The organism is Pseudomonas sp. S1_E05 (genome assembly GCF_056337105.1).
The window spans coordinates 419,640-439,210 of record NZ_JBFRHM010000001.1; the positions used below are offsets into that span (position 1 = coordinate 419,640).

General features: G+C 58.5%; 17 protein-coding genes and 4 tRNA genes. 16 read left to right on the forward strand and 5 right to left on the reverse strand.

The window, feature by feature from the left end:
- Positions 1-25 precede the first annotated feature (25 nt).
- Entirely contained in the window at positions 26-190 is a 165-nt protein-coding gene (locus AB4N33_RS01745) for a hypothetical protein (RefSeq protein ID WP_460122491.1), read from the reverse strand.
- 204 nt (positions 191-394) lie between these two features.
- On the opposite strand from AB4N33_RS01745, the gene AB4N33_RS01750 reads away from it, so the two are divergent.
- The 3 genes from AB4N33_RS01750 to AB4N33_RS01760 all read left to right on the forward strand — a co-directional run bounded on the left by AB4N33_RS01750 (position 395) and on the right by AB4N33_RS01760 (position 1,581).
- Positions 395-1,063: a peptidase C39 family protein gene (locus AB4N33_RS01750; protein WP_460126611.1), complete on the forward strand. Its 669-nt coding sequence runs from the start codon at positions 395-397 to the stop codon at positions 1,061-1,063.
- Positions 1,064-1,158: 95 nt separating this feature from the next.
- Complete coding sequence (locus AB4N33_RS01755; protein WP_460122493.1) at positions 1,159-1,365, forward strand: DUF6021 family protein; 207 nt, start codon at positions 1,159-1,161, stop codon at positions 1,363-1,365.
- Between the two features lie 18 nt (positions 1,366-1,383).
- On the forward strand, positions 1,384-1,581 hold the full coding sequence (locus tag AB4N33_RS01760; protein WP_460122495.1) for a hypothetical protein: 198 nt from the start codon (positions 1,384-1,386) through the stop codon (positions 1,579-1,581).
- Between the two features lie 134 nt (positions 1,582-1,715).
- On the opposite strand, the gene pbpG is transcribed toward AB4N33_RS01760, so the two are convergent.
- The gene (pbpG, locus tag AB4N33_RS01765; RefSeq protein ID WP_460122497.1) at positions 1,716-2,654 is read right to left on the reverse strand and encodes a D-alanyl-D-alanine endopeptidase; all 939 of its coding nucleotides are present in this window, start codon (positions 2,652-2,654) and stop codon (positions 1,716-1,718) included.
- Between the two features lie 237 nt (positions 2,655-2,891).
- Entirely contained in the window at positions 2,892-3,746 is an 855-nt protein-coding gene (gene folD, locus AB4N33_RS01770) for a bifunctional methylenetetrahydrofolate dehydrogenase/methenyltetrahydrofolate cyclohydrolase FolD (protein WP_460122499.1), read from the reverse strand.
- A 275-nt stretch (positions 3,747-4,021) separates the two neighbouring features.
- On the opposite strand from folD, the gene AB4N33_RS01775 reads away from it, so the two are divergent.
- The 11 genes from AB4N33_RS01775 (at position 4,022) to AB4N33_RS01825 (ending at position 14,433) form a co-directional block, all read left to right on the forward strand.
- A tRNA-Arg gene (locus tag AB4N33_RS01775) sits at positions 4,022-4,098 on the forward strand.
- Positions 4,099-4,130: 32 nt separating this feature from the next.
- Positions 4,131-4,206: transfer RNA gene (locus AB4N33_RS01780), tRNA-His, on the forward strand.
- A gap of 56 nt (positions 4,207-4,262) precedes the next feature.
- Positions 4,263-4,347: transfer RNA gene (locus AB4N33_RS01785), tRNA-Leu, on the forward strand.
- Positions 4,348-4,423: 76 nt separating this feature from the next.
- Positions 4,424-4,499: transfer RNA gene (locus tag AB4N33_RS01790), tRNA-His, on the forward strand.
- Positions 4,500-4,873: 374 nt separating this feature from the next.
- Positions 4,874-6,184 carry a trigger factor gene (gene tig, locus AB4N33_RS01795; RefSeq protein ID WP_460122501.1) on the forward strand — a complete coding sequence of 437 codons (1,311 nt, stop codon included), beginning with the start codon at positions 4,874-4,876 and terminating at the stop codon, positions 6,182-6,184.
- A 92-nt stretch (positions 6,185-6,276) separates the two neighbouring features.
- Positions 6,277-6,912 (forward strand): ATP-dependent Clp endopeptidase proteolytic subunit ClpP, encoded by a 636-nt coding sequence (clpP, locus tag AB4N33_RS01800; protein WP_460122503.1) that lies wholly within the window; start codon positions 6,277-6,279, stop codon positions 6,910-6,912.
- A 113-nt stretch (positions 6,913-7,025) separates the two neighbouring features.
- Positions 7,026-8,309, forward strand: a complete 1,284-nt coding sequence (gene clpX / locus AB4N33_RS01805; protein WP_460122505.1) for an ATP-dependent Clp protease ATP-binding subunit ClpX — start codon at positions 7,026-7,028, stop codon at positions 8,307-8,309.
- Between the two features lie 161 nt (positions 8,310-8,470).
- Positions 8,471-10,867 carry an endopeptidase La gene (gene lon, locus AB4N33_RS01810; RefSeq protein ID WP_460122507.1) on the forward strand — a complete coding sequence of 799 codons (2,397 nt, stop codon included), beginning with the start codon at positions 8,471-8,473 and terminating at the stop codon, positions 10,865-10,867.
- 149 nt (positions 10,868-11,016) lie between these two features.
- On the forward strand, positions 11,017-11,289 hold the full coding sequence (locus tag AB4N33_RS01815; RefSeq protein WP_460122508.1) for an HU family DNA-binding protein: 273 nt from the start codon (positions 11,017-11,019) through the stop codon (positions 11,287-11,289).
- A 235-nt stretch (positions 11,290-11,524) separates the two neighbouring features.
- Positions 11,525-13,396 (forward strand): SurA N-terminal domain-containing protein, encoded by a 1,872-nt coding sequence (locus tag AB4N33_RS01820; RefSeq protein ID WP_476456271.1) that lies wholly within the window; start codon positions 11,525-11,527, stop codon positions 13,394-13,396.
- Positions 13,397-13,626: 230 nt separating this feature from the next.
- Positions 13,627-14,433 (forward strand): DUF2242 domain-containing protein, encoded by an 807-nt coding sequence (locus tag AB4N33_RS01825; protein WP_460141256.1) that lies wholly within the window; start codon positions 13,627-13,629, stop codon positions 14,431-14,433.
- A gap of 395 nt (positions 14,434-14,828) precedes the next feature.
- On the opposite strand, the gene AB4N33_RS01830 is transcribed toward AB4N33_RS01825, so the two are convergent.
- Positions 14,829-15,869: an AraC family transcriptional regulator gene (locus AB4N33_RS01830; protein ID WP_476456272.1), complete on the reverse strand. Its 1,041-nt coding sequence runs from the start codon at positions 15,867-15,869 to the stop codon at positions 14,829-14,831.
- 3 nt (positions 15,870-15,872) lie between these two features.
- Positions 15,873-17,000, reverse strand: coding sequence for a carbon-nitrogen hydrolase family protein (locus AB4N33_RS01835; RefSeq protein ID WP_476456273.1), 1,128 nt, complete (start codon positions 16,998-17,000; stop codon positions 15,873-15,875).
- A 957-nt stretch (positions 17,001-17,957) separates the two neighbouring features.
- Between AB4N33_RS01835 and AB4N33_RS01840 the strand changes: the two genes are divergently transcribed.
- Positions 17,958-18,278: a DUF6124 family protein gene (locus AB4N33_RS01840; protein WP_476456274.1), complete on the forward strand. Its 321-nt coding sequence runs from the start codon at positions 17,958-17,960 to the stop codon at positions 18,276-18,278.
- Positions 18,279-18,551: 273 nt separating this feature from the next.
- Positions 18,552-19,559, forward strand: coding sequence for an Ldh family oxidoreductase (locus AB4N33_RS01845; protein WP_476458771.1), 1,008 nt, complete (start codon positions 18,552-18,554; stop codon positions 19,557-19,559).
- Positions 19,560-19,571 lie beyond the last annotated feature (12 nt).

The window sequence follows — 19,571 nt, forward strand, 5'->3', positions numbered from 1 at the left end:
TGTTACATCCATCCTTCAATGAGCGTCAGTGTGCAGTGGCGTGGCGTACGGTCGGATCTTTGACCACCCGCGCAGCTGGGGCAGGGTGGTGATGGTGCCGGCGTGCAATGCGCAGGACCCCCCACAACATGGCGGTGGCAACGGCCAGCCAGCCGGAAATCAACATCACGATGGTCATTGTCAGGCTCATCAGTGCCTCCTCTTCGCCCTGCGGCGGGCATACCCTCTACAATTCACAGTCTAGTCGCTGCCGTGTTTCAAGCTATTGACCAAAGGTCGCCTGTCACCAACCAGTTCGCTCTATCGAAAGTGCCTAACTGCGGGTAAAGGCTATACCGCTGCCGGTGGGCGTCCTATGATCGCCAGTATTAACAGGGACAGGCAGAGAGAGATGATGGTTCGGCTTATTTCGCGGATTCGAGTGGCGGCATTGATTGCAGGGTGTGTGGCGGGGCTTGCCGGGTGCGCCGGCAGCGTGGCGCCTGAGGTGCAGCGTCTGCCGCAACGGGTGGAGCTCAGCGGCACGTTTTACCGAGGTGTGAGTTATCAAAGCGGGCCGCAGGTGCTGGCGAGCCTGTTGTCTCAATTGGGTGTGGTCATCACCCCTGGCCTGCTGGAAAAGCCCTTGCATCTGCCTGGAGCCGAAGCGCAGTTGCAAAAGAACATGCAAAACCTGGCGCGCGAGTACGGCATGGTCGTCTACCCGCTGGACAACAACCTGCCGGCCTTGCTGACTCAGGTCGCTGCTGGGTATCCGGTGATGGTGCGCTTCACCGAAGGCTCGGCGTTCTGGGCCGAGCAGCGTTACGCCATCCTGGCCGGGTACGACCGTCAGAAGCAGACCGTATTGTTGCGAGCCGGGATGGATCGCCGGGAGTTGATGAGTTTCGGTTCGTTCGAATCGGCGTTCACGAGTGCCGGCGGGTGGGCGGTGCTGATCCAGAAGCCGAATCAGATTCCGGCCAACGTTGATCGGCAGCGCTGGTTGAACGCCGCCAATGACCTCGCCCAGGCTGGTCAGGAGCAGGCTGCGGCTCGTGCGAAGAAGGCGCTTGCTCCGTAACACCCTCCGTTCGTCATCTGCGTCGCACGGCACTGTGCGATTGTCCTCAGAGGTGTAAGTGCCCGTATTGTGCGGGCCACACCAAGGAGGCAACCATGGCAGATTCCAAACATCCTTCGGGCCCGCATTCATCCGAGCACTCTTCTGACAAAGAGCTTGGATTCGATCCCGACTCGCCGGACCTCGACGATCCGCAGGTCGATCCTGTCGGTCCTGCCAAGGCGCCACTGGACGTGGATCCGGAAGAGGACAACAAGGCCCCCGCCAAACCGTACGACCCGCTGGCTGACCTGAAACCCTGACGTTCAAGTGAGGTGTGTATGTCGACCGATTCGAGTTTCGATGACAAAAAACAGCCGGACAGTGTTCCCACCACTCCGGAAAAAAACGTTGATCCGGTGTTGGATCCGGACAGTCCTCTGCGCGACCCGCTGGCCCGGCCGGCGGTGGCGCCGAAGGAGCCCAGTGCGGGCGACGGCATCCCGGATGATGATCAGATGCCGTTGCCGAATGATTGAGGGTGGAGCGAGTCACAACCCCCATGTGGGAGCGGGCTTGCTCGCGATAGCAGTGTGTCAGTTACCTAAGTCTGGCTGACACACCGCTATCGCGAGCAAGCCCGCTCCCACAGGAGCAGGGGTAGGGATTCAGCTTATTTGGACGCCTCAGCCACCCCACCCTGACGCTGTTTGAGGTTCTTCTCTGACTTGTACTGCAAGGCCACCGATGGCACGTCGGCGCTCTTGCCGGTCTCGACCCAGTTGCGAATGCGGCTCGCATCCGCAAAGTGAGTGTACTTGCCAAAGGCGTCCAGAATCACCAATGCCACCGGACGATTACCCATGCGGGTCACCAGTACCAGGCAGTGGCCGGCTTCGTTGGTGAAACCCGTCTTGGTCAGGGAAATATCCCAGTTCGGCTTGCCCACCAAGTGGTCGGTGTTACGAAAGCCCAAGCTGTAATTGGGCTTGCGGAACGACACGGTTTTTTCCTTGGTGGTGCTCAGTTCCGTGAGGATCGGGTATTTGTGCGCCGCGACCAGCAGCTTGCTCAGGTCCCTTGCCGTGGAGACGTTACGCGGCGACAGGCCAGTCGGTTCGACATAGTGCGTGCTGGTCATGCCCAATGCCTTTGCCTTGGCGTTCATTGCGGCGATGAAGGCGGCGTAACCGCCCGGATAGTGGTGCGCGAGGCTCGCGGCTGCGCGGTTTTCGGAGGACATCAAGGCGATCAGCAGCATTTCCCGACGGGGCATTTCGCTCTTGAGCTTGACCCGTGAAAACACACCTTTCATTTCCGGCGTGTCGCTGATATCGATGGAAATGTACTCATCCATGTTCTGGCGGGCTTCGACGACGACCAGTGCTGTCATCAATTTACTGACCGAGGCAATCGGAACCACGACGTCTGGGTTACTGGCGTAAATGACTTTGTTGGTCTGCAGATCCATCAGCAAGGCGCTGCCGGAAGCGATTTTCAGTTGTTTGGTGTCGCGCGGAGCTGCGATTTCCGCAGCATCGACCAATGGCGTGAGGAACGTCCCTGTAGTAAATGCGAAAAACAGACTCAGGATGGAAAGACGGATTTTCACGCTGGCAGACTCATAAGATGTGGATTAGCCGTTTTGTAACGGGCTGTTTCTTAAAACCGAGGCATTTTAGGAGTATGGCTGAAGAACTGTCGATGGTTGTTCGATTGACAGGTGAAACTCCTTGAAAAGCCCCACAAAACAGCAGGTTTCCGGCGAATGGTCATGTCGTTCCTGCAAATAAAAAGAACCCCGCCATGGGCGGGGTTCCTTTACGCGTCGGTGCAGGCATGGCAACACTCAGCCGTGCAGGGTTTCCGCGGCGTACAGGGTGTTTTCCAGCAGGCAGGCACGTGTCATGGGGCCTACGCCACCCGGCACGGGCGTGATCCAGCCGGCGCGGGGCAGGGCGGTTTCATAGACAACATCGCCGACCAGCTTGCCGTCGTCCTGGCGGTTGATCCCGACGTCGATCACGATCGCGCCTTCCTTGACCCACTCACCCTTGACCAGGCCCGGCTTGCCGGCAGCCACCACCACCAGGTCGGCCCGGCCGACATGGCCGGCCAAATCCTTGGTGAAGCGGTGGGTAACGGTCACGGTACAGCCGGCGAGCAGCAGTTCCATGGCCATTGGGCGGCCGACGATGTTCGACGCGCCGACGACGACCGCATCCATTCCGTAGAGGTCCGCGCCGGTGCTTTCCAGCAGCGCCATGATCCCTTTCGGTGTGCAGGGGCGCAGCAATGGAATTCGCTGGGCCAGGCGACCGACGTTGTAAGGGTGGAAGCCGTCGACGTCCTTGTCCGGGCGGATACGCTCCAGCAGTTTGGAGGCGTCCAGGTGTTCAGGCAGCGGCAACTGCAGCAGGACGCCGTCGATTGCCGGGTCTTCGTTGAGGCGATCGATCAGATCGGTCAGCGCTTGCTGAGTGGTTTGCGCAGGCAGGTCGTAGGCTTGGGAGATGAAGCCGACCTCTTCACAGTCTTTACGCTTGTGCGAGACATAAACCTGAGAGGCTGGATCGCTGCCGACCAGGATCACCGCGAGGCCAGGAGTGCGCAGGCCTTGCTGGCGGCGCTCGCTGACGCGTTGGGCGATCTGCTGGCGCAGGCTGGCGGCGATCGATTTGCCGTCGATTAGTTGTGCAGTCATTGCGCGTGATTAACCATCGAGAGGGGGAAAAAAGAGAATGCATTCTCGCATGTCATTCGGTGAGGGCAAAGGCGCTTGGTCTGCAAATTCCCCTAAGCCCTTTAATTAAATGAATTTTTTATAAAAAGGATTTGACGACCTTGGGGGCGCTCTATACTATTCGTCGCACTTGTCGGGCACAGCCTAGCACTGGTTAAGAAGGTCGAGCGAAATTACGGTTTTGCGAGGCTGAAAAGCACTTAGTTTGTAGTCCTCCAAGAGTACAGATTAATAAGGCGCCCGTAGCTCAGCTGGATAGAGCATCCGCCTTCTAAGCGGATGGTCGCAGGTTCGAGTCCTGCCGGGTGCGCCATTAGGCAGCATTGGCACAAGTAGCGCGATATGGTGGGCGTAGCTCAGTTGGTAGAGCACGGGATTGTGACTCCCGTTGTCGTGGGTTCGATCCCCATCGTCCACCCCATATTTCGAAAGGCGCCAGATTAACAGTCTGGCGCCTTTGCTTTAACAGCTTCATCCGCGGATGTGGTGGAATTGGTAGACACACTGGATTTAGGTTCCAGCGCCGCGAGGCGTAAGAGTTCGAGTCTCTTCATCCGCACCAAACAAGCTTCATTCGGGTCGCAGGCCGGGCTGGAGTCAAGCAAAGAGGCCGTTTGGTTTCCTTGCACTGCAATATGGTGGGCGTAGCTCAGTTGGTAGAGCACGGGATTGTGACTCCCGTTGTCGTGGGTTCGATCCCCATCGTCCACCCCATATTTCGAAAGGCGCCAGATTTAACAGTCTGGCGCCTTTTTTAGTTTTGGCAGTCTGAAAAGCGCAGGGCGTTTCGTCGTATAAATGTTACCCGATGATGCCGCACTGCTCGCCGCTGCTGTTTGCGCAGCGGCCGCCGGGGTGTAGGGTCGCGAGCTCTTCTATATATAGAAGGGTTGATGCAGAGCCTTGGCGTGATCGACTGTATTGGCTGTCGGAGCGGGGCGCATGGGTGCCTTCGCTCCTCTAAAATGCCTGCCGTTTTTTTACCCCTTTTCAGTAGGGTGACTTCTTGAGTTTGACCCTCTAGAATGCATGCCCTTGATTCTTGGGTCGGTAACGGCCGGCTAACGTCTGTGCAACGAGGAATATCCATGCAAGTTTCTGTTGAAAATACTTCTGCTCTTGAGCGCCGCATGAGCATCACCGTGCCGGCTGAGCGCATCGAGACTCAGGTAAACAAGCGTCTGCAGCAGACTGCCCAAAAGGCCAAGATTGCCGGCTTCCGTCCAGGCAAAGTGCCAATGAGCGAAATCAAGCGCCGTTTCGGTGCTGATGCGCGTCAGGAAGCTGTGGGTGACGTGATCCAGGCTTCCTTCTACGAAGCCGTGGTTGAGCAGAAGCTGAACCCGGCGGGTTCGCCGTCGATCGAGCCAAAATCCCTGGAAGCAGGCAAGGACCTGGAATACGTTGCCGTATTCGAAGTGTTCCCTGAGTTTACCGTTGCCGGTTTCGAAGGTATCGCCGTCGAGCGCCTGAGCGCTGATGTGGCTGACGCCGACCTGGACAAGATGCTGGACGTGCTGCGCAAGCAGAACACCCGTTTCGAAGTGGCCGATCGCGCCGCCCAGAACGATGACCAGCTCAACATCGATTTCGTTGGCAAGGTCGACGGTGAAGTGTTCGCTGGCGGTTCCGCCAAGGGTACTCAGCTGGTGCTGGGTTCCGGCCGCATGATCCCGGGTTTCGAAGACGGTCTGGTTGGCGCTAAAGCCGGCGAAGAGCGCGTCCTGAACCTGACCTTCCCTGAGGACTACCAGAACCTCGACCTGGCCGGCAAGACTGCCGAGTTCACCGTTACCGTGAACACCGTTTCCGCGCCAACCCTGCCAGAGCTGAACGAAGAGTTCTTCGCTCAATTCGGCATCAAGGAAACGGGTCTGGAAGGCTTCCGCGCCGAAGTTCGCAAGAACATGGAGCGTGAACTGCGTCAGGCCATCAAGTCGAAGGTCAAGAACCAGGTCATGGATGGTCTGCTGGCCACCAACCCGATCGAAGTGCCAAAGGCCCTGCTGTCCAACGAAGTTGACCGTCTGCGCGTGCAGGCCGTCCAGCAGTTCGGCGGCAACATCAAGCCTGACCAACTGCCGGCCGAGCTGTTCGAAGAGCAAGCCAAGCGTCGCGTTGTCCTGGGTCTGATCGTGGCCGAAGTGGTCAAGCAGTACGAGCTCAAGCCTGACGAAGCACGCGTTCGCGACATGATTCAGGAAATGGCTTCGGCCTATCAGGAGCCTGAGCAAGTGGTGTCCTGGTACTACAAGAACGACCAGCAACTGAACGAAGTCCGTTCTGTTGTGCTGGAAGAGCAAGTTGTGGATACTGTTCTGCAGAAAGCTAGCGTGACCGATAAATCGGTCTCTTACGAAGAAGCAGTCAAGCCGGTAGAAGCTCCACAAGCCGACTGATCGTTCCTGCGTTAAGACGTACACCATAAGCCAGCATTCGTGCTGGCTTATGCGTTTTCAAGACATAACTATTTTGGGAGTGACTGCAGAGCATGTTCCGTAATTCTTATATTCAGCAGAACTCTGATGTCCAGGCCGCAGGCGGCCTGGTCCCGATGGTTGTCGAGCAATCTGCTCGTGGCGAGCGCGCCTATGATATTTATTCGCGTCTTCTCAAGGAGCGCGTGATCTTTCTGGTAGGTCCTGTAGAGGACTACATGGCCAACCTGATCTGTGCGCAATTGCTGTTCCTTGAAGCGGAAAACCCGGACAAGGACATCCATCTGTATATCAACTCGCCGGGCGGTTCGGTGACAGCGGGCATGTCGATCTACGACACCATGCAATTCATCAAACCCAACGTCTCCACCACCTGCATCGGCCAGGCGTGCAGCATGGGCGCATTCCTGCTGACCGCAGGTGCTCCAGGCAAGCGTTACTGCCTGCCGAACTCGCGCGTGATGATTCACCAGCCACTGGGCGGTTTCCAGGGCCAGGCCTCGGACATCGAGATCCATGCCAAGGAAATCCTGTTCATTCGCGAGCGTTTGAACAAGCTGATGGCTCAGCACAGCGGGCGTACCCTCGAAGAAATCGAGCGCGACACCAACCGCGACAACTTCATGAGTGCAGAAGCAGCGCGTGAATACGGTCTGATCGATGAAGTGATCACCCAACGCCCAGCGTAAAATAAGCGGCACAAAACAGGGCGTGGTCGGCGTGTTCGATCATCGGCGGGCTTGAAAAAGCCCGCAATAGCCTTCATCTTGTGTTGCAAGCCTATCGGATTTGGATCGAACGAATGACTGACACCCGCAACGGCGAGGACAACGGCAAGCTGCTCTATTGCTCCTTCTGTGGCAAAAGCCAGCATGAAGTACGCAAGTTGATTGCCGGCCCCTCGGTCTTTATCTGCGACGAGTGCGTCGACCTGTGCAATGACATCATCCGTGAGGAGGTGCAGGAAGCACAGGCCGAAAGCAGCGCGCATAAATTGCCTTCGCCTAAAGAAATCAGCGGCATTCTTGATCAATATGTCATTGGTCAGGAACGCGCGAAGAAGATTCTGGCCGTAGCGGTGTACAACCACTACAAGCGCCTCAATCAGCGTGACAAAAAGAATGACGACGTCGAACTCGGCAAGAGCAACATCTTGCTGATCGGCCCGACAGGCTCGGGTAAAACCCTGCTTGCCGAAACACTGGCCCGCTTGCTGAACGTTCCGTTCACCATCGCCGATGCAACCACCCTCACCGAGGCGGGTTACGTGGGTGAGGATGTCGAGAACATCATTCAGAAGCTGCTGCAGAAGTGCGACTACGACGTGGAAAAGGCCCAGATGGGCATTGTCTACATCGACGAGATCGACAAGATCTCGCGCAAGTCCGACAACCCGTCGATCACCCGGGACGTTTCCGGTGAAGGCGTGCAGCAGGCCCTGCTCAAGTTGATCGAAGGTACGGTCGCTTCCGTTCCGCCCCAGGGTGGTCGCAAGCATCCGCAGCAGGAATTCCTTCAGGTCGACACCCGTAACATCCTGTTCATCTGCGGTGGTGCATTCTCGGGCCTCGAGAAAGTCATCCAAAACCGTTCCACCAAAGGTGGCATCGGCTTTAACGCAGAAGTTCGCAGCAAGGAAGAAGGCAAGAAGGTGGGCGAAGCCCTGCGTGAAGTCGAGCCTGACGATCTGGTCAAGTTCGGTCTGATCCCGGAATTCGTCGGTCGTCTGCCGGTTCTCGCCACGCTGGACGAGCTTGACGAGGCTGCATTGATGCAGATCCTCACCGAGCCGAAAAACGCTCTGACCAAGCAGTACGCCAAGCTGTTCGAGATGGAAGGCGTGGACCTGGAATTCCGGGCCGACGCACTGAAATCGGTTGCCAAGCGCGCCCTGGAACGCAAGACCGGTGCCCGTGGCCTGCGATCGATTCTTGAAGGTGTATTGCTCGACACCATGTATGAAATCCCCTCGCAGTCCGAGGTGAGTAAAGTGGTGATCGATGAAAGCGTCATAGAAGGCAAGTCCAAGCCACTGTATATCTACGAAAACAGTGAGCCGACTGCCAAGGCCGCGCCAGACGCCTAAGCGTCCCGCAGCTGGAACAGGGAAGGGGCCTTCGGGCCCCTTTGCTTTTTCCGCGTTTTAACCATCTCTTTGCGCTTGTTTTTTTTGCAGGCAGCCCCCATCTTGGTTTCAAGCTCAATTCCATCTGTTTACGGCCTTGTGGCCGCCGTCGAGGCGAAATCATGAAGACGACCATCGAATTGCCTCTCTTGCCATTGCGTGATGTCGTGGTTTATCCGCACATGGTTATCCCGCTGTTCGTGGGGCGCGAGAAGTCAATTGAAGCCCTTGAAGCGGCGATGACGGGTGACAAGCAGATCCTTCTGCTGGCCCAGAGAAACCCTGCTGACGACGATCCGGGTGAAGATGCACTTTATCGCGTAGGTACCATTGCCACCGTCCTGCAACTGCTGAAGCTGCCAGATGGCACCGTCAAGGTTTTGGTTGAGGGTGAGCAGCGTGGCACCGTGGAGCGCTTCAGCGAAGTTGACGGCCACTGCCGCGCCGAAGTCTCGTTGATCGAAGAAGTCGACGCACCTGAGCGTGAGTCGGAAGTGTTCGTGCGCAGCTTGCTGTCTCAATTCGAGCAGTATGTGCAGTTGGGCAAGAAAGTCCCGGCTGAAGTCCTGTCGTCGCTCAACAGCATCGATGAGCCCGGTCGCCTGGTCGACACCATGGCCGCCCACATGGCCCTGAAGATCGAGCAGAAGCAGGAAATCCTCGAGATCATCGATTTGTCGGCGCGGGTCGAGCACGTCCTGGCGCTGCTGGATGCCGAGATCGACCTGCTGCAAGTCGAAAAACGCATTCGTGGTCGCGTCAAGAAACAAATGGAGCGCAGCCAGCGCGAGTACTACCTGAATGAGCAGATGAAGGCCATTCAGAAAGAGCTGGGCGACAGTGACGAAGGTCACAATGAAATCGAAGACCTGAAAAAGCGCATCGATGCGGCTGGCCTGCCCAAAGACGCGCTGGCCAAGGCCCAGGGTGAGCTGAACAAGCTCAAGCAGATGTCTCCGATGTCCGCAGAAGCCACCGTGGTGCGTTCGTACATCGACTGGCTGGTGCAGGTGCCGTGGAAGGCCCAGAGCAAGGTGCGCCTTGACCTGGCGCGTGCAGAGGACATCCTCGACGCCGATCACTACGGCCTGGAAGAGGTCAAGGAACGCATCCTTGAATACCTCGCCGTGCAGAAACGCGTGAAGAAGATTCGTGGTCCGGTGTTGTGCCTGGTCGGTCCTCCTGGGGTGGGTAAAACGTCCCTGGCCGAGTCGATTGCACACGCTACCAACCGCAAGTTTGTGCGCATGGCCTTGGGTGGCGTGCGTGATGAGGCTGAAATCCGTGGTCATCGCCGCACGTACATCGGTTCGATGCCAGGAAGATTGATTCAAAAGATGACAAAAGTGGGTGTGCGCAACCCGCTGTTTCTGCTCGATGAAATCGACAAAATGGGCAGCGACATGCGCGGCGATCCGGCGTCGGCGTTGCTGGAAGTGCTCGACCCCGAGCAGAACCACAACTTCAACGATCACTATCTGGAAGTCGACTACGACCTGTCGGATGTGATGTTCCTGTGCACCTCCAACTCCATGAACATTCCACCGGCGCTGCTCGACCGGATGGAAGTCATTCGTCTGCCGGGCTACACCGAAGACGAGAAAATCAACATTGCCGTCAAATACCTTTCGCCCAAGCAGATCGCGGCTAACGGCCTGAAAAAAGGCGAGCTGGAATTCGAGGAAGAGGCGATCCGTGACATCATCCGCTACTACACCCGCGAAGCCGGTGTACGTGGACTGGAGCGCCAGATTGCCAAGGTCTGCCGCAAGGCGGTCAAAGAGCATGCACTCGAAAAACGCTTCTCGGTGAAGGTGGCCGCGTCGATGCTCGAAGACTTCCTGGGCGTGCGCAAATTCCGCTATGGCCTGGCTGAATCCCAGGACCAGATCGGTCAGGTGACCGGGCTGGCATGGACCCAGGTGGGCGGCGAATTGCTGACCATCGAGGCCGCCGTCGTTCCAGGCAAAGGCCAACTGATCAAGACTGGTTCGTTGGGTGACGTGATGGTCGAATCGATCACTGCAGCCCAGACCGTTGTCCGCAGCCGTGCGAAGAGCCTGGGGATCCCCCTGGACTTCCATGAGAAGCGCGACACGCATATCCACATGCCGGAAGGGGCAACTCCGAAGGACGGCCCAAGCGCCGGTGTGGGCATGTGCACGGCCCTTGTCTCGGCGTTGACCGGCATTCCGGTGCGCGCAGATGTCGCAATGACCGGCGAAATTACTTTGCGGGGTCAGGTATTGGCGATTGGCGGTCTGAAAGAAAAACTGCTTGCGGCTCACCGTGGTGGTATCAAGACCGTGATCATTCCTGAAGAGAATGTGCGTGATCTCAAGGAAATTCCGGACAATATCAAGCAGGATCTGCAGATTAAACCGGTTAAATGGATTGACGAGGTCCTGCAAATTGCGCTGCAATACGCGCCGGAGCCCTTGCCCGATGTAGCTCCGGAGATAGTCGCGAAGGACGAAAAACGCGAGTCTGACTCTAAGGAAAGAATTAGCACGCATTAATACGCATTTGCCTGGGGGGCTTGTTGACAGCTTTTTAGAGCCCTTGTTATAAAGCGGCTCTTATAGTGTCTGTAGGCCATTCAGCACTCGTTTTTGCTTTCACCAAAAAACTTAGAATCATACTCAAATAGATATAAGGGGACTTTAGAGTGAACAAGTCGGAACTGATTGATGCTATCGCTGCATCCGCTGATATCCCGAAAGCTGCTGCTGGCCGTGCGCTGGACGCTGTAATCGAATCCGTCACTGGCGCTCTCAAGGCTGGCGACTCCGTTGTTCTGGTTGGCTTCGGTACTTTCTCCGTGACTGATCGTCCAGCTCGCGTGGGTCGTAACCCACAGACCGGCAAGCAACTGCAAATCGCAGCCGCTAAAAAGCCAGGTTTCAAAGCCGGTAAAGCGCTGAAAGAAGCTGTCAACTAAGTTTGATTCAGGTTTTTACCTGTCCGGGTCGGGGTCATGCCTGATCTGGTAGCGGGGCGGTAGGCCAACCGGCAAATTGCCGGTCCGAGACACCAAGGGTCGCAAATTCGAATTCTTGGTCCGCTCCGCCAGTTACGAGAAGGCGCATCCTCGGATGCGCCTTTCTTCTATCCGGATTCTACCCACACTCCACGGTTGCCTAAATTTTTGAAGTTCAACCGTTTCTGGGGGACGCATGCTGCAAAATATCAGGGACAATTCACAAGGCTGGATTGCCAAGACCATTATCGGGGTCATCGTTGTACTGATGGCCCTGACCGGTTTCGACGCGATTTTTCAGGCTACGACGCACAAGAATGATGCGGCCAAGGTCAACGGCGACGAAATCAGCCAGAACGAGCTGAGCCAGGCGGTCGATATGCAACGCCGTCAGCTCATGCAACAGCTGGGCAAGGATTTCGATGCGTCCTTGCTCGACGAAAAAATGCTGCGCGAATCGGCCCTCAAAGGCCTGATCGATCGCAAGTTGCTGCTGCAAGGCGCAGAAAAATCCAAGTTTGCTTTCTCCGAAGGCGCGTTGGACCAAGTGATTCTGCAGACGCCTGAATTCCAGGTGGACGGCAAGTTCAGTCCTGAGCGTTTCGACCAGGTCATCCGTCAACTCGGCTACAGCCGCATGCAGTTCCGCCAGATGCTGGCCCAGGAAATGCTGATCGGCCAGCTGCGAGCAGGCCTGGCAGGCAGCGGTTTCGTTACCGACGCCCAGGTGTTGGCTTTCGCCCGCCTGGAAAAGCAGACCCGCGACTTCGCTTCCCTGGACGTCAAGGCTGATCCGGCTGCCGTGAAGCTGACCGATGATGAGGTCAAGGCTTACTACGACGAGCACGCCAAGGAATTTATGACCCCGGATCAGGTGGTCATCGATTACATCGAATTGAAGAAGTCGTCCTTCTTCGATCAGGTCGCCGTCAAGGACGAAGACCTGCAAGCGGCGTATCAAAAAGAAATTGCCAACCTGTCCGAACAACGTCGGGCTGCGCACATTCTGATCGAAGTGAACGACAAAATGACCGAGGCGCAAGCCAAGGCCAAGATCGAAGACATCCAGGCACGTCTGGCCAAAGGCGAGAAGTTCGAGGCCCTGGCCAAGGAATTCTCCCAGGACCCAGGCTCGGCCAACAACGGCGGCGACCTCGGCTTTGCCGGCCCGGGCGTCTACGATCCAGCGTTCGAAACCGCGCTGTATGCGCTGGCCAAGGACCAGGTGTCCGCGCCGGTGCGTACCGATTTCGGTTTTCACCTGATCAAGCTGCTGGGTGTCGAAGCACCGGAAGTACCGACCTTCGCCAGCCTGAAAGACAAGCTGACCCGTGAGCTGAAAACCCAACAGGTCGAACAGCGTTTCGTCGAGGCGACCAAGCAGCTGGAAGATTCGTCGTTCGAGTCCTCAGACCTCGCCCAGCCGGCGCAGGACCTGAAACTGACCGTACACACCTCCAAGCCATTTGGCCGGGAAGGGGGCGAAGGTATTGCCGCCAACCGTGCCGTGTTGACGGCTGCTTTCAGTCCTGAAGTGCTGGATGAGGGTGCCAACAGCACCGCCATCGAACTCGATCCGGAAACCGTGATCGTGTTGCGCGCCAAGGAACACCTGAAACCGTCGCAATTGCCTCTGGAAAGCGTGTCTGCTGCGATCCGCAGCCAGTTGACCAAAGAGCACGCCAGCGCTGCCGCCAAGACCAAGGCTGAAAAGCTGATCGCCGATCTGCGCGACGGCAAGGCGCCACTGGACAAGGCCATCGACGGCCAGAGCTGGAAAGTGACGGCCGCAGCCACTCGGGCTCAGGAAGGAATTGACCCGACGGTATTGCAAGCGTTGTTCCGCATGCCGAAACCGGCCAGCAAAGACAAGCCGACGTTCTCCAGCGTGACCCTGGCGGATGGCAGCCTGGTAATCGTGCGCCTGAACGGTGTCAATGAAGCCGCCGCGCCTAGCGAAGAAGAGAAGACGCAATACCGTCGCTTCCTTGCTTCGCGCATCGGTCAGCAGGACTTCGCGGCGTATCGCAAGCAACTGGAAGCCGAAGCGGACATCCAACGCTACTGACGCCTGGTTGAGTTTCGCGCGGTATGAAAACCCCGACCGAAAGGTCGGGGTTTTTTATGGGCGCTCGAAAATTCACTGATGCTGTCTGTCACCTGAAATATTCGTCGAACGACTTTTTCCGGTAAATCGCAGTCAGTACACTTGTAAATGTTTCAAGACACTAATCGATGCCACGCTAAGCAACGTTATGTTGCACAATACGCGCCGAACCGTTTTCATCAGGATGCTCAATGTTTAAATCATCTCCCGCACGGGTTGTCGGGCTGGCGTTGGTGCTGGCCGCCGCAGCCGGTTGCTCGTCGAAGAAAGCCGCGATCTATGAGCATGAGAACTTTGACGACTCCGGAACCTTTTCGCGCAATTACCCGGTGACCGACAAACAAAGCTGTGAAGCCGCCCGTCGTGCGTTGCTCAGCCAGGGTTACATCATCACCAGCAGCGATCCAAAACTGATTTCCGGTCACAAGAGCTTCCAGCAGACCGGCGAGACGCACATGGAGATCAGCTTCAGTGTGGTTTGCGCCGATGACGGCAGCGAAGGGCATCATGCGACCGTGTTCGCCAACGCGCTTCAGGACAGTTATGCGCTGAAGAAGAGCAGCAACTCCGCCAGTGTCGGCGTGGGCGTGCTGGGCTCCGTATCGATGCCGATTGGCTCCTCGGATGACTCCATGGTCAAGGTGGCCAGTGAGACGGTCTCATCGGCCAAGTTCTACGAACGTTTCTTTGCCCTGGTCGAGCTGTTCCTGCCGCCGGAAGCGAAGAAAGCGGCGCACATCGAAGAGAAACCAAAAACCGACCTGGGCGTGCCTGAGGCCCCGGTGCCGCCAGCCGCGCCGGCAACGCCGCAACCTGCGCCTGCTGCCGAGCCGACCCCCACCCCCGAGCCTGCCGCCTCGCAACCGGTGGCTGCGCCGCCTGAGCCTGCCCCTGTGGCCCCGACGCCAAGTGCCGAACCGGCACCGCAGACCGAGACCATCACGCCACCGCCAGCGTCGGACCTGCCACCGCCGAGCGAGCCGATTCCGGCCCTCTAATCCGCCGCTCGCCCCCCCTGTAGGAGCGAGTTTACTCGCGATGGTCGTCAACGATGACGTTGGGCAACTGACACCCCGCGTTGTCTGAGCGTCCATCGCGAGCAAGCTCGCTCCTACAAGGGAGGGGGCGTGCGTCACGAAGCAAAAAATCCCGTGATAAATTCCTGACCCGCTGCTACGTTTTATTCAGTAGCGACGAGCTGTCGTGGGTGCGTCATTTTTCTTTCACGTTGGCACTTTAGGCTCAAGTGGCAGGTCAGTTATCCAGACCACTTAAGAAGAGGAAGCACCATGGACGAATATCAGGAAGAGTTGCTCGAGTTCCAGGCCTTTGAACTCGACCCCGTTGAGCCTGCGGAAGATGCTACCGAGCTGTAAGCCTGAGGCTCGCAGCTTCAAACTGTCCCTCTGCGGCTGCGGCGAAATTCGCCGGGTGTCTGACCGCTCCAGCGTTTGAATGCGCGTTGAAAGGCCTCGGCTGAGGCAAAGCCCAGCAGGTAGGCAATTTCACCGAACGCCAGTTCGGTATCGCGTATGTAAGTCATGGCCAGGTCGCGACGGGTGTCGTTGAGGATTGCGCGAAATTGCGTACCTTCCTCGGCCAAGCGGCGGCGCAAGGTCCAGGTCGGCAGTTTCAGGCGTGCCGCCACTTCTTCGAGGTCGGGTTCCCGACCACCATTGAGCAACGGCCCCAGCAACGCAATGATGCGTTCACGCAGGCTGCGGGTACGTGTCAGTTGCTCCAGTTCCCGTTCACACAGTTGCAGCAGGTGCCGCCACGTGCTCGGGCAATGCACCGGGTTGCGCAGGGCGAGGCTGGCCAGGCTCAGGCGAAGCTGGTTGTGCTCGGCTGCGAACTGAATCGGGCAGTCGCCCATTTCCCCATAGGCTTCACGATAGGCCGGTGCCTCGAACTCGATGTCGATGCGCTCGGCACGCAGTGAGGTTGCGCTGACGCTGGACAATTGCTGCAGCCAGCCAGCGATGATCGAATCCACCACGAAGCGGTTGTAGGCGTTGTACGGGCTGATGGAGTAAAACCGCAGCCAGGCGCCCTGGGCGTCTTCATGAAAGCTCGACTGGCCACGATAGTTGGAGCCGTACAGGGCTTCGAAGCGCGTCAGGCAGCGCGCCGCTTCCCGCACTGTCGGCGCCTGCGCGGCGGTAACCCCGGCCAGGCCGACCTGGTTCAGGCGGCTGAGCTGGCCCATGCGCAAACCCAGCGCGGGGTTGTCTGTCAGTTGAATCGCGCTGTGTCCCAGGCGCATATAGCGTGGGATCGACAAGCGACCGCAGGCCTCACCCAGTCGGGCCGAGTCGAGGCCGTATTGTTCGAGCAAGGGCTGCGGGTCATTGCCATGGCTGCGTACCGCATCGGCCAGGCTGTGAACAAAGCCCACCGACAGATCGCCCAGGCGCATCGGCGAGGGTTTCATCGGTTACAACCACAGGTTCAGCAAGCGGGCGCCACGCACCGGATCGCTGGCGAAATGCTGCCCGTCACGGGTGAGGAAACTTTGTCCGGCGCTGCCCTGATCCCAGAACTGGCCACGCAGGAAAACGCTGATGCCGGCGATGGCTTGGCTGGCGGGTGGTTGCGCTGTCAGCGTCAGGCGTTGCCAGGCTTGGCCTTCACTGATTTCACCGACCTTGAGGCTGACGACCGTGGGCGTCTGTCCCTTGTAGCCTTGCCAAGGCTGGTCCCACGTATTGCGACCGTTGACGAATGCCGGGACGGCCACCAGTTGCGCGCCCTGATCGTCGAGCAGGCGATAGTTGTCCGGATACCAGCTATCACGGCCGATCAGCACGCCGAGGCGTCCGGCCGGGGTGTCGACGACGGTGAGCGACTCACCGCCGTTGGCCTGTAATACATCCTGCCGGTTGAAGACCGGATGCATCTGGCGCTGCGGCTGGCCAATCGGCAGGCCGTCGCGACCGAACACGACGCTGCTGTTGTACAGCGCACCGTGGCCGACCTTCAGGATGCCGTCGATGACGCTCGGTTCGGGCAGCACGATGGAGCCGGCGACCAGCGTCACCCGAAACTCTTTCGCCAGGCCACCGAACAGCGTCTGGTAGTCCCTGGCCATCTCTTTGGCTTTCATGCGCAGGTGCGCATCGTCCAGGCGATTGTCGCCGGTGGCGCTTATCAGGGCGCGCAGGAAGTGCACGGGGTTGCTTACCGCCAGCCAGTTCATGGCTTCCCTGATGGTATTAGCTTGGTACAGCTCGTCCTTTTCACCGCTGATCATCAGCCAGGTGCCGATGTGCTCGGGCAGTACGACGATGGTCTTTTCGTTGACCAGGCCCTGGTTCTGGGCATTTTGAAGATAGGCGGCCAGCTTGCGGCGCAGGCGGTCGGGGCTTTGATAGTCGGTGGGGAACAGCTCGGGCTGGATGCCCAACAGGTTGCCGCGATCGGCTGGCGTGCCCTGGTCGACGGCGAGGTTGATCCGCAGGTCCGACAGGTAATGCCCCGCCGGTCGATCGGCGGCCCACATGGCGTAGGTGGTCAGGGCGGCGATCAACGCCATGGAGAAGGTCAGGTACAGAAGTTTGCGCATGGAAAAACAGTCGACAGCCTTGTGCAGGTTTGGGGTCTGGAACCCGTGTGAGTTCGAGGCTACGGCAAAACAACGGGCAGGGGGGAAATGAAGGCGGTGTTTTTTTGGTTTTTTTGTTGTCTTTCTGTAGGAGCGAGCTTGCTCGCGATGGCGGCCTTACGGCGTACATATCCATTCCTGCGGTAACGGCCGCCTATGGTTTCGCCCTTACGGCGACTCACTTTTTTTACAAGCGCCAAAAAAAAGTAAGCAAAAAAACGCTGGCCCCAGCGTACGGCCTCTCGCTGAGGCTCGTGGTTCCTTCGCTCCGGCATCCCTCCGGGGACATCGCCTCCGGTTTGCTTCGCTGCACCTCCTCTCGATGTGTGCGGCTTCGCCGCACGGCGCTACGCGCCCACTCCCCGGATGAATGCCTCCACTCAGCCTGCCGAAGGGGCGGGTGGATCAAAAGCCTGCGAGGCGAGCTAACGCTCGACCTCGTGGTTTGGTTTGGTTTGGCTGGCGCTGTCCCTGTAGGAGCGAGCATGCTCGCGATGGTCGTCAACGATAACGCTGGCAGCCTGACACCCCGCGGTGTTCCGACCACCATCGCGAGCAAGCTCGCTCCTACAGGGGGCGGTTCTGTCAGAACGTTCCGAATTTGCCTTGTCTTGCGCCTTTACCTACAACTCCGCCAGAATCCGCCGGCTTGTGTGGCTTGGCTCTGGTCCCTAATGTCTGCGTATCGCTGCCAATTCAGCGATCGGGTTTAGCGATCCGACTCCACATAGGCATCACACCGCTCCTAACACTCACAGACTTTTGTGTCTGCGATGGCGTGTTATGGCGGCTGTGCGTGGGAGACCTTCGGGTCTACCCGGGATTCCTATGTCCCGGATCGCTAACCCGCGCATAGCTGCCACCCTTACTTGTTTAGCGATAGGTCATGGTGGCGAAGAAAATTCATAGGAGACTTCCATGCCAAAACCAACCCCAAATCCCCCCGAATCATCCCCGCGCACAGATCCTGTAGACGACCTCGGTTTCGACCCAGCGCTGCTGAAATCCGCATCCCCCCACACCCCCAGCACCCTGTTCCAGATTGCCCCGGACATCGACACCGAAACCCTGCTGGCCAGTGCTTGCGAATCCCTGGTCTCGGCGAGCATCCTGGCCGGTGATCTTGCGGTATTCGTGGACGGGCCGCAGCGCAGCATGTTGTTGGGCATCCAACAGATCATCATGCTGGCGGACCTGGCGGTGAATCGGGCGCTGGATAACCTCGTCCCTGCAGGCTAAACATATCCCTCTGTAGGAGCGAGCATGCTCGCGATGGTCGTCAACGATAACGCTGGCAGCCTGACACCCCGCAGTGTTCCGACCACCATCGCGAGCATGCTCGCTCCTACAGGGTCATCCGCGGCCTTTGTGGGAGCGGGCTTGCTCGCGAATGCGGTGGTTCAATCGCCATGGATGTCGGATGTGCCGAATTCGTCATTCCCCCTGGCTAAACCGATCAAGCCTTTGCGGTGCATCTGCGCCAGGCTGATCGGTCTGTTCAAGGAGTGGATTATGATCCGACTGACCCTGGCCGAGGCTCGCGAGCTGGCCGAATCGATCTTGTTGCATAACGGTTTCAACCTGGCCCACGCCCAGGCTGTGACCGCCACGGTGATTGCCGGTGAGCGTGATGGCTGCGCTTCCCATGGCTTGTACCGGGTGTTGGGTTGTGTGAATTCGCTCAGGGCCGGAAAGGTGTCGGCCGATGCCGAGCCGCAGGTGATCGATCAGGCGCCTTCGATTGTGCGGGTCGATGCCGCCGGTGGTTTTTCGCAACTGGCGTTTCAGGCAGGGCTTGCATCGTTGATGGAGAAGACCCGGGCCAACGGCATTGCCGCTCTGGCGATCAACCATTGTGTGCACTTCTCGGCGTTGTGGGTCGAAATCGAGCAACTGACCGCCGCCGGCCTCGTGGCGCTGGCCTGTAATCCCAGCCATGCCTGGGTCGCGCCAGCGGGTGGGCATCAACCGGTGTTTGGCACCAACCCCATTGCCTTCGGCTGGCCGCGTCCGGGCAAGGATCCCTTTGTGTTCGACTTCGCCACCAGTGCGATTGCTCGCGGTGACATCGAACTGCATCGCCGCGCGGGCAAGGCCATCCCTGAAGGCTGGGGTGTGGATGGGCAAGGACAGCCAAGCACCGATGCCAACGTGGTGCTCGATGCCGGCGCGATGTTGACTTTCGGTGGGCATAAGGGCTCGGCGCTGGCGGCGATGGTCGAGCTGATCGCAGGTCCCTTGATCGGTGACCTCACCAGCGCCGAGTCCCTGGCCTATGACGCGGGCAGCAAGTCGTCGCCTTATCATGGTGAACTGATCATCGCCTTCGATCCGCAACGTTTCCTCGGCGGCACCAGTGAGCAGCACCTGGCGCGTGCCGAGGTGTTGTTCGAGAGCATTCAGGGGCAGGGCGCCCGCTTGCCGTCGCAGCGACGCTATGAGGCGCGGGCGCGCAGCCTGGAGGAGGGCGTGCAGATTCCAGAGGGGTTGTACAACGATCTGAAGGCACTGCTGGGATAACGGCAAAGCGCC

What these genes read in the sequence shown, in the direction of transcription:
- AB4N33_RS01745 (WP_460122491.1), bottom strand. Translation starts at nt 190, where the DNA reads ATGAGCCTGACAATGACCATCGTGATGTTGATTTCCGGCTGGCTGGCC.
- AB4N33_RS01750 (WP_460126611.1), top strand. Translation starts at nt 395, where the DNA reads ATGGTTCGGCTTATTTCGCGGATTCGAGTGGCGGCATTGATTGCAGGG.
- AB4N33_RS01755 (WP_460122493.1), top strand. Translation starts at nt 1,159, where the DNA reads ATGGCAGATTCCAAACATCCTTCGGGCCCGCATTCATCCGAGCACTCT.
- AB4N33_RS01760 (WP_460122495.1), top strand. Translation starts at nt 1,384, where the DNA reads ATGTCGACCGATTCGAGTTTCGATGACAAAAAACAGCCGGACAGTGTT.
- folD (WP_460122499.1), bottom strand. Translation starts at nt 3,746, where the DNA reads ATGACTGCACAACTAATCGACGGCAAATCGATCGCCGCCAGCCTGCGC.
- tig (WP_460122501.1), top strand. Translation starts at nt 4,874, where the DNA reads ATGCAAGTTTCTGTTGAAAATACTTCTGCTCTTGAGCGCCGCATGAGC.
- clpP (WP_460122503.1), top strand. Translation starts at nt 6,277, where the DNA reads ATGTTCCGTAATTCTTATATTCAGCAGAACTCTGATGTCCAGGCCGCA.
- clpX (WP_460122505.1), top strand. Translation starts at nt 7,026, where the DNA reads ATGACTGACACCCGCAACGGCGAGGACAACGGCAAGCTGCTCTATTGC.
- lon (WP_460122507.1), top strand. Translation starts at nt 8,471, where the DNA reads ATGAAGACGACCATCGAATTGCCTCTCTTGCCATTGCGTGATGTCGTG.
- AB4N33_RS01820 (WP_476456271.1), top strand. Translation starts at nt 11,525, where the DNA reads ATGCTGCAAAATATCAGGGACAATTCACAAGGCTGGATTGCCAAGACC.
- AB4N33_RS01825 (WP_460141256.1), top strand. Translation starts at nt 13,627, where the DNA reads ATGTTTAAATCATCTCCCGCACGGGTTGTCGGGCTGGCGTTGGTGCTG.
- AB4N33_RS01830 (WP_476456272.1), bottom strand. Translation starts at nt 15,869, where the DNA reads ATGAAACCCTCGCCGATGCGCCTGGGCGATCTGTCGGTGGGCTTTGTT.
- AB4N33_RS01835 (WP_476456273.1), bottom strand. Translation starts at nt 17,000, where the DNA reads ATGCGCAAACTTCTGTACCTGACCTTCTCCATGGCGTTGATCGCCGCC.
- AB4N33_RS01840 (WP_476456274.1), top strand. Translation starts at nt 17,958, where the DNA reads ATGCCAAAACCAACCCCAAATCCCCCCGAATCATCCCCGCGCACAGAT.
- AB4N33_RS01845 (WP_476458771.1), top strand. Translation starts at nt 18,552, where the DNA reads ATGATCCGACTGACCCTGGCCGAGGCTCGCGAGCTGGCCGAATCGATC.